The organism is Oxalobacter formigenes (assembly GCF_002127965.1).
Classification (GTDB): domain Bacteria; phylum Pseudomonadota; class Gammaproteobacteria; order Burkholderiales; family Burkholderiaceae_D; genus Oxalobacter; species Oxalobacter formigenes.
The window spans coordinates 1,410,872-1,424,421 of sequence record NZ_CP018787.1 but is presented as its reverse complement, the minus strand read 5'-3'; the positions used below and the strand labels follow the sequence as shown (position 1 = coordinate 1,424,421).

The following is a 13,550-nucleotide window of genomic DNA, read 5'->3' as shown; positions in this document are numbered from 1 at the left end:
GTTTTGACGGTGGTTTCGGCCACCGTCTTTTTTTAAAGGATATATGTATGAAAAACATGATTGCGAGTGGCAAGACCGTCAAGGTCCCAGCCCCTTATGCCCTGTCCAGTGGTGATGGCGCGCTTGTCGGCACGCTGTTCGGTGTTGCTTTGACAGACGCGGCATCCGACGCAGACGTTGTTCTTGACTTGCATGGTGTCTATGAACTGGCGGCCGTCAGTACCGACACGGCCACCGTTGGCGCGGCTGCTTACTGGAACAATACGGACAAGAAGGTGACATCGGCAGCGAATGATGGCGCCCAAACGCCGGTTGCCTATCCAAAAATCGGTGTGTTCCTGATTGCAAAGACGTCCGGACAGACGAGTGCGACTATTCGGCTGAACGGGGCATTTTAATGGGGTTGCCTGACGAAATATGGGAAGCCATCGGTTCGGTGCATGGCATGCTGAAAACGGCAACTTTCCAGTTACCGAACGGGAACGGTATGACATTCAAAGTCGGTCTGAAACGTCCGGATGTTCTGGATATGGATGATTTCGTCAAGGCAACGGATTATTCAATCGAATATCTCACCAGTGCCGTCACCCTCAAAAGGGGTGACGTCATCCGGATTGACGGGACAGCCTACAAACTGACCCGTCCACCCATGCAGGATGCGGATGGCGAATTTTCTACGGTGATGCTGGAGGTCTTGCCATGACAAAACGTGAAGAAATCATGTCGGCAGTCATTGCGTTACTGAATGCAACAGACGGGATCGAGCATGTCGAACGGTCTCTTGTAAAAGCGTACAGCGCAGAAGAAACGCCGGTTGTCGTTGTCCATCGTGGAGACGAGACGGTAAACGACAGAATGATCGGGGCAATCGATAGGACAATGGATTTGAGGATCACGGTTATTTGTCGTTGTGAAAATCCGGAAGTGGCAGCGGATGACCTGATGGGGATCATCCATTCTGCCCTGATGACGGCTCCGATCCCGGGCATTATCGAGATTGCAGAAACCGGTTCAGATGAGCCGAAATATGCCGAACGTCCGTCTGATGGCTGTTTTGTGCAGTCTCATTATTCGGTTTTGTACAGAACAAACCCGAATAATCTTTAAAAAGGAAAAAGCTATGGCAAAAAGAATGCGTAATGCGTTGATTCTGGCGAAAACAGAAACGACGTATGGTGTCGATCCGACACCAACAGGGGCGGCCAACGCGATTTTGTGCAGTGGAATTTCTCCCAACATGATGTCGGCGGAATTTGTCGACAGGGACTTGCAACGTCCCTATTTGGGAGCATCGGAGCAATTGCTTGCATCGGTTAAGTCAGAACTTGAATTCGATGTCGAGCTGACCGGCTCCGGAACGGCGGGTGTTGCTCCGGCATGGGGGCCATTACTGAAAGCCTGTGCCTTTGGCGAAACAGTAACGGAATCGACGGATGTGGTCTATAAACCGGTTACCGACAATATTCCGTCTGTAACGATTTTTTATTATCTTGACGGTTTGTTACACAAGATGAGCGGATGTCGCGGGACTGTCTCGTTTGAGTTGTCCCCAAAAGGTATCCCGAAAATGAAATTCAAGTTTACCGGGAAATACACCGAACCGACTGATACATCCAATCCGTCCAGTGTGGATTATTCGGCATTTCAGGTGCCGAAGGTTGCCAGTACGTTGAATACACCGGTCTGGTCATTACATGGGCAAACCGCGCCGATGTCTGAATTTTCTGTTGATGTCGCCAACGATGTCATTTATCGGGAGCTGATCGGCGCGTCCAGTGTTGAAATCACGAACCGCAAACCAACCGGATCTGTCACCTTCGAGCTGAACAGTATCGCAACAAAAAACTGGTATCAGACGATTGCCGATGGAGATACCGGATCTGTGTCCATGACGCATGGCACGGTTGCCGGCAATATCGTGGTCATTTCTGCACCAAAAGCGCAGATTTACAGTCCGTCGTACAAGGACGAGGATGGTAACGCCATGTTGTCTGTGTCGCTTTCCCTGATTCCGGATGAGGGAAATGATGAAATCAGTATTACTGTGAAATAAGGGGAAATCATGGCGTTTAAACTCGCTTTAACACCGACATACAAAGTCAAGATTATTGTCGATATTCCGAATGAACAAGGCAAATTCGACCAGTCGGATTTTATGGCCGAATTTTTGCGGTGCGATTTCGACCGGTTGAACGATTTGCAAACGAAGTCCATTGCCGAGGTCATGAATGAAATGCTGATCGGCTGGTCCGGCCTTGTTGATTCATCCGGAAACGAATTGCCTTACAACTCAGCCAATAAAACGGCGCTTTTGAAAATTCCGCAGGCTTTGCAGGCACTGGGCCATTATTACTGGTCAACCATTTTCAAGGCACGTGAAAAAAACTGATTGAGGCGGCACGTTATTGGGCGGGAGAGAGCAATCAGGTTATCAGTGTTGATGATGACGTCATTGCCTCTCTTGTTGCCGCCGGTGCGCCCGATGAAGTCATCAAGGCGGCCCAGCAAAATATCCGGCAGGATGCCGATGACTTTCTTGTGTGGCCGGAAAACATGGAAACAGTCGGCCTGTTTCTATCGCTTGAAACTCAATGGATGATGTCGAACGGCCTCTCGGGTTGTTTCCATGTTGGGCTGTCTTATCCGGCGCTGGAAACAGCAATGCGATTGATGGAAATACCTGATAAACCCGAAATGTTTAAACGCATTCGGGTAATGGAACTGGCAGCATTGGAAGTGTTCGATAAAAAACTGAAAGAGGTAAAAAATGGCAGGTAAACTCGGCGATCTTGTTGCTACATTGTCGGTTGATGCCAGCGGTTATAAACGCGATCTGGCAGAAGCAAGTCAGGCGGCACAACAACATGCTGCTATTGCATCTCAAAGTTTTGGTGCAGGTGGTATGTCGGCAAAGCAATATGCGTTTGCATTGCGTGGGGTTCCTGCCCAGTTTACCGATATCTTTGTGTCGCTCCAGGGTGGACAGAAACCTTTGACGGTACTGTTACAACAGGGTGGACAGTTGAAAGACATGTTCGGTGGTATTGGCCCGGCATTGAGGGCAATGGGCGGTTATATTGCATCGATTATCAATCCTGTAACTTTGGCGACGGCTGCTATAGCCGGTCTGGGATATGCAGTTTATGAGGCCAGATCCCAGATTGCAGCGTTATCGGGCGCAAATACAAAAAACGGTGGCATCCTTGGTTTGACACCAGACGATATTGCCGATATGGCCGGTCGCATAGGTGAGCTGACTGGGAAATATGGAACAGCACGCGATGCCGCCATAGCGCTCGCATCGACGGGTTTATTTGGTGCTGAAACGTTGGAAACGGCAATGCGTGGCGTTGTTGATGCTGTTTCTGTCGCAGGCAAAAGCGTTGAAAAGGTAGTCGAGGATTTCGTTTCGCTGGCTAAAGATCCGTTGGCAGCCATCCAAAAGCTGGACGATGAATACAACTTTTTAACGCTGGACGTATACAAGCATATCGAGTCACTGGTTGAACAAGGAAAACAGCAGGAAGCGATTAAAAAGGCGGTTGATACGTTTGCCGATACGATGCGCTCCCGGGCCGGTGAGATGGTTGAAAATCTTGGCTGGATCGAGGCGGCTTGGAAAGGTGTGACAAAATCCATTCAGGAGAGCTGGCAGGCATTGTTGAACTGGGGACGTCAGGACACAAAGTCACAGCAATTGGCACAAATGGAAGCTGCCTTGAAAAGCGCCAGGGATGCCTACGATAGTGGACGCAATACAACCGATTCCCAACGCGACATTATTGCCAAACTTGAACAAAACGTTCAGGCCATGCGCAAGGAAACGGATGAGATTAAAAACAATACGATCGCCAAGGCAGAAAATGCCAGAGCAAACAAAGAAAGTATTGCTGCCTATAAAGACCGAAAAACATATATCGAAAACAGTAAGCGTGCATCGCTGTCAACGGAACTTGAAAAGGAAAACGAAGCATTCCAGAAAGCTGCCCGTGGGCTTGCAAAAGGATCGGCTGAATATAATCAGGTGTTGGAGGCCTATCAGAAACGTCGCGCCGCTCTCGTCAAGAAATTTCAGGGGAAAGCCGAGAAATCAGATCCGTTCACAACCGGAATGCAGTCGATGCAGCGTACCGCTGCCGACATGAACTTTGCAATCAATAATTTCGAGCGATTTGAAAGGCGTGTAAAGTCATCGAAAGAAGCTATAGCTGAATTTGATGTCACGCTGGGGAAATTGTCTGATCAGTCTCGTATTTCATCGAAGTTACCGGTCTTGAGTGCTGAACAGAAAGCACAGTACGTCGAGCAGGGTCGGTATGTCGATGAGTTAGCTGAAAAAATCAGACAGATCAATGTCGTCAAAAAATTTGGAACTCGTGTCGATGAATTTGCGTTCGACATGAAAACCGATAATGCGAATCGTCAGTTCGAAATAGATCTGATTGGCAAGACGTCGCTCGAAACAGAAAAGCTGACTGCGGCAAGAAACATTGATCTGGAAGTACAGGAACGTATTCGCAAGGTCAATGAAGAAATCGGTAAAAAAGGGCTGACATTGTCAGGTGAGCAGAAAGCAGCTCATGAAGCGAATGTCAAAGCTCTGTACGATCAGGCCGAGGCAGCAAAGACCGTTGCAATCCAAATGGCAAATATGAAATATCAGCGTGAAAACGATCCGTGGGTCAACATGCAAATGGCCGTTACAGAATACGGAGAAACCGCGCGAAATGTCGGAAAACAGGTGGGGGATACACTCAAGGATGCTTTCAAAGGGGCGGAAGACGCTATCGTGCAATTCGTGACAACCGGAAAAATCTCTTTCGGGGATCTTGTTGAGTCTGTTCTGGCTGGGCTCGTCCGTATTCAGGCTCAAAAAATGATTTCAGGGCTTGCAGATGGATTGACGTCTGCTCTTGGTTCTGCTTTTGGTGGATTTTTTGGTGATGCGGCACAGCCAGCGGATTGGTACGATACGCTCGGATACAGTGCGATTGATGGTGCCAGAGCATCCGGCGGCTCCGTATCAGGTGGAAAGACATATCTGGTCGGTGAGCGTGGGCCTGAATTATTCGTGCCAAATAACAGCGGATCCATTGTGCCGAATGACGCGCTGGGAGGTAGTAACAAAATGAGTATTCAAATCAATCATCGAAACGAAGGAACAAAACAGGAAGTCTCTTCATCCAGTGCGCATTTTGATGGCAACACGATGATTGTCAATATCGTCACAAGAGACATCGAAAACGATGGGCCGGTATCCAGAGCGATCATGCGGAACTTCGGCGCAAGTCGGGCAGCGGGGGCTTACTAATGGCAAACATACCGAGCATTATTCCGGCATGTGCCGTGGATGGGTACAAGATCAGTCCGCAAAACGCGACAGTCCGGACAGAGATGGAGACCGGGCCAGCACGGCAGCGCCGGTTAAGCGCCAGTATGCCGACGCAACTATCTGTTAAATGGATTATGCAACGCCTTGAATTCAAGGTATTTGAAGCGTGGTTCAAACATACGATATTCGATGGGACAGCGTGGTTTGTAATGGAGGTTGATAACGGTATGGGAATGACGGAAACCGATTGCCGGTTTGTAGGTCCTTATACCGTTGAGCTGGCCGCAAAAGGGATTTATAACGTGTCTGCCACGCTTGAAGTACGCGACATGTCGGTAATGACGTCTGAAGAACTGGAGGAATATCTTGACTGATACCACACTGAAAGAAGCGATCAAAGAGGCCTATGCCAGTGCTCCGGATGATGAGATTATCGTTTACACGATAGAAATGCGTCATCCGGCCTTCACGCAGCCGCTTCGTGTCGTCCGTGACCACAAGTCGTTTACTGGAACACTGGAAGCATCAGCCCCTGAAAACGCGGGTGAAGCCGTTGAATTCCTGCCATACGCCTTTGATCTGGAATTACCTGAAATCGCAGAAAGTGGAAAGCCCGAAATCGTGCTGACGATCGATAACGTCAGTCGTGAAATTGTGGCCAGCATTGAAGCGGCGGTCAGAACGCCTTACCTGATCGAGATTGCATACCGGATTTACATGATGTCTGACCCGTCCGGCCCCCAAAATGATCCGCCCATGACAATGGTCATTAATACAGTTGAGACGGACGTTTTCCGGGTAACGGCACGTGCCGGATTCGCTGACCTGTCGAAAACGGCTTATCCAAGAAAAACATACACACTGGACCAGTTTCCGTCCTTATCGTCATGACACCAGCACAAATTACAGAATACATCGGTATGCCTTGGGTGTCCGGAGAATGGGACTGCTGGGCGTTTTTCCGGCATTGTCAGAAAACGTATTATGGTCGAGACGTTCCGGCGGTCGATGTTGACGCGCTCGATCTTCGGCAAGTCATCACGACGATGGAAACCCATGACGAACGGTCAAACTGGTTTGAAGTAACCGATCCGAAAGATGGCGATGCTGTCTTAATGCAGCGAAACCGGTACCCGTCGCATATTGGCCTGTGGGTTGATGTGGATGGAGGAAAGGTATTGCACTGTGCGCAAGGAATGGGCGTTGTATGCCAGACGCGGCAGGCGCTGGCATTGGACGGATGGGGATTAATGACGTTCTGGCACCACCGGTGATTTTTTAATAAGGGAGTTTATGTAATTTAAAACTTCAATATTCATATCTCCGTTTCTTTTGATATGAGATGTATAAGAGAAAAGATCGAAATTATTGTTTTTAGATTGTATTGCGAGTTGGCGGTTTAACCCAAACGTCGTGATTTTTACATTCTGAATATCAGTAATGGGTAGTTTCTTTACAATATTGTATGCATTTGAATCAGAATCCCATTCGAGAAAATATAGTGTTTTGTCTGTTATAACCATGTTTCCCTCAATTGGGGTGGGGATAGGAAAAACGGTTGGGATAGTTGATCTATTAGGGTGCCAAATAGCATGATCATTAAACTTGATGGTTTCAGAACTTTTATCAATCACTGCTGATACCGCCTTTTCATAGTCGGCATCATATTGCGGGCGATATGTTGTGCATCCTGAAAGAATTAGAGATAGAAAAATAACGACAATCAGTTTTTTCATGATCAAAGCCTTTTAATTGTTTGATTGCAATATTAACACGCAATAACCGCCTTTTAAGGCGGTTTTTTTATGGGAAAAACATGCCAATAATCGCTGTACATCACAATCCGTGGCACCCCGGTAAAGACGTGCAAAGACTCAATGCGGCCAAAGGAAACCGAATCTGTGATTTGGCTCCTGCGATTTCAAAACCGTATATTTGTCTGGTCAACGGCGAAGTCATTCTTCGCAGGGGCTGGACACGCGAAATCGCAGAAAACGATATCGTCCAGTTCCTTGTCTTGCCGCAAGGCGGCGGTGGTTCCAACCCTTTGCGCATGATCCTGATGTTAGCCGTAATGGTATTTGCAGCTTGGGCTGGTCCTGCTTGGGCTGGGGCAACCTATGGTGCAGTCGCCACTGCAGCCATCGGCATTGTCGGTGCTGCACTGGTTAACGTCCTGATCCCGGTAAGAGCGCCGTCAAATTCGATTGCCTCCACAGAATCAGCAAGTCCAACTTATTCTGTTTCATCGCAAGGAAACAGTGCACGTATTGGAGAGCCGATACCGGTGCAATACGGCCGTCATATTTCGTGGCCTGATTTCGCGGCTTCGCCATACGTCGAATACAGCGGTAATGAACAGTATCTGTATCAGCTTTTCTGCATCGGGCAGGGTGAATACGACATCGAGGCAATCCGGATTGAAGATACGGATATTAACCAGTTTGCCGAAGTCAGTACAGAAGTCATCCCACCAGGTGGGAAACTGACGCTTTTCCCGGCGAATGTCGAAACGTCCGTAGAAGTGTCCGGACAGGAAATGTTAACGGGTACGCCACTTGGTGCGTTTGTCGCCAACGAAGCGGATACTAAAGCCAACAGGCTGGCATTCGATGTTGTCTGTACCCGTGGACTTTACTACGCAAACGACAGCGGATCATTGAGCGAAATGAGCGTGTCATTTCGTTGTGAAGCCCGTCTGATCGATGATTACGGAACAGCAATCGGTGACTGGACGGTATTGGGTTCGGAAGTCATCAAGGCAGCGACATCAACCCCACAGCGCCGGAGTTACCGATACACCGTTTCCCCGGGCCGTTATGAAGCGAGAATTACCCGGACAGACACGAAAAACACGAATAGCAGGGCCGGTCATGAAATATGCTGGGCATCGCTTCGGGCGTATCTTGAAGACGCCGGAACGGTCTATCCGGGTATGACACTGCTTGCCGTCCGAATCCGGGCCACAAACAACATCAGCCAGCAGGCCAGCCGGAAAATCAACGTTATTGCTACACGTAAATTGCCTGTGTGGAATCCCGAAACAGGATGGTCGGCTCCTGTGGCCACCCGATCCATCGCATGGGCCTTTGCTGATGCGTGTAAAGCGGAATACAGCGCGAAACTGAACGATGGGCGAATTGATCTGCCAGCGTTATATGAACTGGACAGGATCTGGACAGGACGGGGAGATTACATTGATATCCGTTTCGATACCAAAACGACGGTATGGGAAGCATTAACAACGATAGCACGGGCAGGGCGCGCCAAACCGTTCAGACAGGGCGGCATGGTTCGCATTATTCGTGACCAGCCGCAAAGCGTTCCATCCGGCATGTTCACGATGCGCAATATTGTGAAAGGATCGTTCAAAGTCCAGTACCTGATGCCGACCGAGGAAACGGCCGACGCGGTGGATATTGAGTATTTCGATGCGCGAATCTGGAAATGGAAAACCGTCAAGGCCAAGATGCCGGATTCCATCGCTGAAAAGCCCGTGACCGTGAAATTACTGGGGGTCACAAACCGGGATCAGGCATGGCGAGAAGGCATGTATATGGCCGCCTGTAACCGGTTCCGTCGTCGTGTTATCTCCCTGTCGACCGAAATGGAAGGGTTTATCCCGACGATGGGCGATCTGTGCATCGTTGCACACGATATGCCGCAATGGGGGCAGTCTGCCAGCGTGATGGCATATGACCCAGAAACGCGAGTTCTGACGCTCACAGAGCCTTTGACGTGGAAAGCAGGCGAAACCCATTACATTGCACTTCGCAGGCCGAACGGAACAGTATTCGGCCCCGCTGTCGTAACCCAAGGCGAAGCAGAAAACCAGTGCGTAATCGCCGAAGGCTCGGAACCGGACTTCACGATCAGAACAGGCGACACGAGCGAGCCGACACATACGGCATTCGGATGGGGCGAGACATGGCGACAACCGGCGCGAGCCTTGTCATTAAAGCCGAGAGGGATCAACAAGGTTGAGATTGAACTTGTTGGTGAAGACGACGCGGTGCATCTGGCTGATACTGAAAACATTCCGCAGGAAACGACGCATACCCAGTTGCCGATAACACAAATGCGGCCAATTCTGACAGGCCTGATTGTCAGGTCAATGCCGGATGCTGTCGAGCGGGCTGTTTTGTCGTGGGAGCCGTCGCCTTGGGCGGAGTATTACTACATTGAACAGTCGTCGGACATGAAGGCATGGACGCGATCCGGCGAAAGTTCTGCGCCGAATTTTTCTTGTATCGCACTCTATGGAAACTCGACGTATTTCAGGGTTTGTGCTACCGGAATTGCCGTCGGCCCGTGGGTAATGATCGCTTACTCGGCTGGATCGGATTACATGTGGAATCCGGACGAAAACACGCCGATGTGGAGCGATGACGAAAATACACTGATGTGGAAAAACTAAAAAGGAAAAAATATGGAATATCCATTACCGGAAATTATTGAATTCAATGGTACGGGCGTCAAAGAAGGGGATTTTAAAGTGGCCATGAACAAATTGCTTCTATATCTCGATGAACTCTTTGGCGATAACGGACAGAAACTAAATCTGATTCCAACGGGAATCATTAGTATGTGGTCAGGCGCGTCGAATGCAATACCGTCCGGCTGGGCGTTATGCAATGGTGAAAACGGCACACCGGACTTACGAGATAAATTCGTTGTTGGTGCAGGCGGCAATTATGGAGTGGGTGCAACGGGTGGGGCAGCGTCTGCATCTGTTTCGGGAAATACTGGATGGACAACACTCACGATTGATCAAATTCCAAGTCACAAGCACTCAAATGTAGTCACCACGGCAGGGGGTTCTTATAACGTTACTTCTAATGAAGTTAGAGGGGGTGATGGTTCAACTGGGTATACCGGTGGCGGACAACCCCACACACACAGTTTGTCAGGAACTGTCGGCACTCTGCCTCCTTATTACGCGCTTGCTTACATTATGAAAGTTTAATCATGAAAGAACACGTTACAGTAATTCCGGAAGACAAGATTATTATTGTTGACAGCCTCCCGTTGCAATGCGAATTTGATACTCATATTGCGGGATTGCATGCATTGCAATGGCACAACGGAAAAGGTGAACTTGAAATCGTTTCAGACGATGGGAAAATCAGCAATCACGAAATCAGCAGCTATACCAGTGAAGTCAATTCCTACGTTGAAATCTGGCAAGCGAAATACGATGAGATCAATGCGCCTTATGTACCGACATTTGAAGAAGCCAAGGCCGCCAAACTGGCAGAAATTAATGCGGCCTGCGACAGTATTTTGAACGCGGCCACAGCGACATATCCGGCATCCGAAGTTCTGACATTTGACCAGCAGGTGAGAGAAGCACAGACATATCAAACCGACAATGCCACAAGCGTTCCGCTTCTGTCTGCTTTAGCAACATCGAGAAAAATCACGTTACCGGAACTGGTGCAGAGGATTCTTGTAAAGCATGATGCTTTTTCAGCACTTTCCGGATCAATCATCGGGCAACGGCAGGCGCTTGAAGACGTGCTCGATACGCTGACAACAGTCGAATCCGTTCAGGCACTCATCATCAACATACAGATTCCAGAGTCGGTCGCATGAAGCGCGGTGAGCAGATACTGATCGCATTCGATCAGTTTATAAATTCATGCTGTGGCGGCTGGGCCGATGAAACGCTGTCATGTCGGGCGTGGCGGGAACGAGAGAAAAAGAAGCGCTGGAAAATCATGAGGCACGTCATTGACGTGCTTTTTTTTTGGCAGAAAAACCATTGCCGAAAGGCGTATGAAAGCGAATTAAACCGTCGGCATTTGCCGCCAGAATTGAGAGGCTATAAATGAAAGAAAACAGCATAGTGGTTGGGAAGGCCGCAGGAATCGGGACATGGCTATATGCAGCGCTGGACTGGTTCTTTTCAATACCTGCTGATCGATGGGTAACGGTCTTGGCGATCATCGGTGGATTGTGTGCGATTGTTGCGTACCTTTTTGATATCCACAAGAAGAGGCTGGAAATCCGTAGGCTTGAGAACCTGATGGAGCGCGACGATGAGTAAAACCAGAAAAATCACGCTTGCATCAATAGCAGCCATTACGTTATGCGCTTCAACGGTTGTTTATTTCGAGGGTGATAAAGCTGTCGGATACGCTGATCCGGTTGGTATCGCCACGGCAGGATCAGGACATACCGGGCCAGATGTTGTCATCGGGAAATGGTATGACAAGGCTACACGTGAAGGCTGGTTGCAGGGCGATCTTGAAGAAGCGGCTTTAACAGTTGAGCGGTGTGCTCCGGGCACGATAGATGTATATCAACGCGCCGCCTACATCTCGTTTGCTTTTAATGTGGGGCCTGGTCGTAAAGGCGTAAAAGACGGGTTCTGTGTTCTGAAATCTGGGAAGATCCCAACACATATCAGGAAAGCGAGAGCAGGCGACAAAGCCGGATCCTGTAATGCACTTCTGGCTTGGGATAAGGCAGGAGGGAAAACCCTGAAAGGCCTTACACGGCGACGAAAAGCTGAACGTGATTTATGCCTGATGGCGGCAGCGTGAAGCATGAATTTTCTTTAATGAGAGAACGATATGACAAACAGTTGGAAGTGGATCATTGGTCTTTTAATACTGCTGGCCGTGGCATTTTGTGCAGGCTGGATTGTCAACGGCTGGCGGCTCGATTCGAAACTTGAAGGTTGGAAGAAAGAACAGGCCGAACAGGCAAGAGAGGCCGAAACAAAATGGAATCAGAAAATACAGGAGGCAAATAACCATGCCATCGAACGTGAAAAAACAATCCGGGCCGATGCTGATAATGCTCGCAATGCTGTTGACCGGTTGCGCAAGCAGCTTGCCAGTTATACAGCCAACGATACCAACGCCGCCAGCATTCAGCGAACCGGAACCGTCGCAGAGCTATTTGCAGACTGCGCTGGAAAATATCGAGACATGGCGGAAACAGCTGACAGACTCGATAACGACAGACGGAAGTTGAGAGATGGGTGGCCGCAATCAGGGGGTTAACTGAGTTGTCCGAAAAAATCGGACAGCTGCCTCCTTTTCGATCACGCCGAAACGAACACAACAAAGCAACGAGTTACTGAAGTTGTCCACAAGTTTATCAATGTGAAACGGGGATAATTAATCAAGTTTCTTTGCCAGCTCTTCGGCGGTCTCATTGTAATAAACCATCAGCATTTTCAGGTCTCTGTGTCCGACCATGCGAGCCAAAGAAAGAACATCCAGTTTTTTTGCAAGTCGGGTAATAGATTCGTGTCGGGTGTCGTGGAAATGTAGGTCATCGATCATCGCACGTTTTTTTGCTTTTCTGAAAAGTGCGTCAAGACTCGACGATGCTATATCAAAACAGGTATTTTCTTCGGGCAATTGCTTTAATATTCTGATTGCTTCTGACGAAAGGGGAACGTCCCTGTCTGTCCCGTTTTTTGTGTTTTTCAGACGGGCGGTCCGTTTATCTATATCAATGTCATCCGATGTCAACGAGACGATCTCGCCAGCTCTCATAGCTGTTTCAATAGCAAATAAAAAAGCGGCACCAACCCTTGCTTGAGTCGTTTCAGGGGGTGTCTCATAATCGTATCCACATGCAAGCAACATGCGCTCAATTTCATCTTCAGATATGCGTCTGTCCCTCGCTTTTGATGTTACTGGACGCCTTACTGTCTTCATTGGATTGTCATCCAGGAAGCCCCACTCATTCATCGCAATGGTAAACACGTTCGAAAGAAGATTCCATTCCCTGTTGACCGTTGCTGAAGAGACCGTCCTGAGTCGCCTGTCCCGCCATTCGGTTATGTCTCTTTTGTGAAGATCCGACAGCATTATCTTTCCGATTTCGTCACGCGACATTGCGGAAAGCCTTATTTGCTCCCAGCGAACCCCTTTTTTTGTGGTGGAGACCTCGTTAGAATATTTTTCCAGCAGCCAATTTAATGGTTTATTCGGCGCACGGCCACGTTTCCCTGCTAGCAAGTCCGCTTCGGTTTGCGTTGCCCATGCGACAGCCTCGGCTTTTGTGACAAACGATTTTGATTGTCTGAAGCCCGCCCGAGCAATTTCCGCAACCCAGCCGTTTCCTTTTTTTCTAAACGATGCCATTTCCGTAATCCATTCCGTAAAATTTCCGTAACAGATTAAATTTAAATAAGTGGAAAAGCAAATAAAAGACAATCTCGAAAAAACAAAAAAGCCCGATTTCAGAGAGAAAA

The 13,550-nt window shown here is 48.8% G+C and carries 18 protein-coding genes; 15 read left to right on the top strand and 3 right to left on the bottom strand.

The window, feature by feature from the left end; genetic code table 11:
- Positions 1-47: 47 nt before the first annotated feature.
- The 10 genes from BRW83_RS06765 to BRW83_RS06720 are packed head-to-tail and all read left to right on the top strand — an operon-like array spanning position 48 to position 6,606.
- Entirely contained in the window at positions 48-398 is a 351-nt protein-coding gene (locus BRW83_RS06765; protein WP_086131826.1) for a DUF2190 family protein, read from the top strand.
- Positions 398-703 (top strand): head-tail joining protein, encoded by a 306-nt coding sequence (locus BRW83_RS06760; RefSeq protein ID WP_086131767.1) that lies wholly within the window; start codon positions 398-400, stop codon positions 701-703. Before BRW83_RS06765 ends, BRW83_RS06760 begins: the two co-directional genes overlap by 1 nt.
- On the top strand, positions 700-1,107 hold the full coding sequence (locus tag BRW83_RS06755; RefSeq protein ID WP_086131766.1) for a hypothetical protein: 408 nt from the start codon (positions 700-702) through the stop codon (positions 1,105-1,107). The genes BRW83_RS06760 and BRW83_RS06755 overlap by 4 nt, the downstream gene beginning before the upstream one ends.
- 13 nt (positions 1,108-1,120) lie before the next feature.
- A complete protein-coding gene (locus BRW83_RS06750) occupies positions 1,121-2,053 on the top strand; it encodes a phage tail tube protein (protein WP_086131765.1) in 933 nt (310 codons plus the stop codon).
- Between the two features lie 9 nt (positions 2,054-2,062).
- Positions 2,063-2,389, top strand: a complete 327-nt coding sequence (locus BRW83_RS06745; RefSeq protein WP_086131764.1) for a hypothetical protein — start codon at positions 2,063-2,065, stop codon at positions 2,387-2,389.
- Positions 2,386-2,778 (top strand): DUF1799 domain-containing protein, encoded by a 393-nt coding sequence (locus tag BRW83_RS06740; RefSeq protein ID WP_331282803.1) that lies wholly within the window; start codon positions 2,386-2,388, stop codon positions 2,776-2,778. Before BRW83_RS06745 ends, BRW83_RS06740 begins: the two co-directional genes overlap by 4 nt.
- Positions 2,768-5,311, top strand: coding sequence for a phage tail length tape measure family protein (locus BRW83_RS06735; RefSeq protein ID WP_086131762.1), 2,544 nt, complete (start codon positions 2,768-2,770; stop codon positions 5,309-5,311). The genes BRW83_RS06740 and BRW83_RS06735 overlap by 11 nt, the downstream gene beginning before the upstream one ends.
- A complete protein-coding gene (locus BRW83_RS06730; protein WP_086131761.1) occupies positions 5,311-5,706 on the top strand; it encodes a hypothetical protein in 396 nt (131 codons plus the stop codon). Before BRW83_RS06735 ends, BRW83_RS06730 begins: the two co-directional genes overlap by 1 nt.
- Positions 5,699-6,223, top strand: coding sequence for a DUF1833 family protein (locus BRW83_RS06725; RefSeq protein ID WP_086131760.1), 525 nt, complete (start codon positions 5,699-5,701; stop codon positions 6,221-6,223). The genes BRW83_RS06730 and BRW83_RS06725 overlap by 8 nt, the downstream gene beginning before the upstream one ends.
- 29 nt (positions 6,224-6,252) lie before the next feature.
- A complete protein-coding gene (locus BRW83_RS06720) occupies positions 6,253-6,606 on the top strand; it encodes an NlpC/P60 family protein (RefSeq protein ID WP_157661013.1) in 354 nt (117 codons plus the stop codon).
- On the opposite strand, the gene BRW83_RS06715 is transcribed toward BRW83_RS06720, so the two are convergent.
- On the bottom strand, positions 6,580-7,068 hold the full coding sequence (locus BRW83_RS06715; RefSeq protein ID WP_036602557.1) for a membrane lipoprotein lipid attachment site-containing protein: 489 nt from the start codon (positions 7,066-7,068) through the stop codon (positions 6,580-6,582). The genes BRW83_RS06720 and BRW83_RS06715 overlap by 27 nt on opposite strands.
- 80 nt (positions 7,069-7,148) lie before the next feature.
- Between BRW83_RS06715 and BRW83_RS06710 the strand changes: the two genes are divergently transcribed.
- The 3 genes from BRW83_RS06710 to BRW83_RS06700 are packed head-to-tail and all read left to right on the top strand — an operon-like array spanning position 7,149 to position 10,927.
- On the top strand, positions 7,149-9,749 hold the full coding sequence (locus BRW83_RS06710; RefSeq protein ID WP_086131758.1) for a host specificity factor TipJ family phage tail protein: 2,601 nt from the start codon (positions 7,149-7,151) through the stop codon (positions 9,747-9,749).
- Positions 9,750-9,761: 12 nt separating this feature from the next.
- Entirely contained in the window at positions 9,762-10,298 is a 537-nt protein-coding gene (locus BRW83_RS06705) for a hypothetical protein (protein ID WP_198341920.1), read from the top strand.
- Between the two features lie 2 nt (positions 10,299-10,300).
- On the top strand, positions 10,301-10,927 hold the full coding sequence (locus BRW83_RS06700; protein ID WP_086131757.1) for a hypothetical protein: 627 nt from the start codon (positions 10,301-10,303) through the stop codon (positions 10,925-10,927).
- A 135-nt stretch (positions 10,928-11,062) separates the two neighbouring features.
- Here the strand turns inward: BRW83_RS06700 and BRW83_RS11690 are convergent, their stop codons facing one another.
- On the bottom strand, positions 11,063-11,281 hold the full coding sequence (locus BRW83_RS11690; protein WP_157661012.1) for a hypothetical protein: 219 nt from the start codon (positions 11,279-11,281) through the stop codon (positions 11,063-11,065).
- A 92-nt stretch (positions 11,282-11,373) separates the two neighbouring features.
- Between BRW83_RS11690 and BRW83_RS06685 the strand changes: the two genes are divergently transcribed.
- Positions 11,374-11,880 carry a lysozyme gene (locus BRW83_RS06685; RefSeq protein WP_086131754.1) on the top strand — a complete coding sequence of 169 codons (507 nt, stop codon included), beginning with the start codon at positions 11,374-11,376 and terminating at the stop codon, positions 11,878-11,880.
- 30 nt (positions 11,881-11,910) lie between these two features.
- Positions 11,911-12,345 carry a hypothetical protein gene (locus BRW83_RS06680; protein WP_086131753.1) on the top strand — a complete coding sequence of 145 codons (435 nt, stop codon included), beginning with the start codon at positions 11,911-11,913 and terminating at the stop codon, positions 12,343-12,345.
- 117 nt (positions 12,346-12,462) lie between these two features.
- On the opposite strand, the gene BRW83_RS06675 is transcribed toward BRW83_RS06680, so the two are convergent.
- Positions 12,463-13,440 carry a tyrosine-type recombinase/integrase gene (locus BRW83_RS06675; RefSeq protein WP_086131752.1) on the bottom strand — a complete coding sequence of 326 codons (978 nt, stop codon included), beginning with the start codon at positions 13,438-13,440 and terminating at the stop codon, positions 12,463-12,465.
- Positions 13,441-13,550 lie beyond the last annotated feature (110 nt).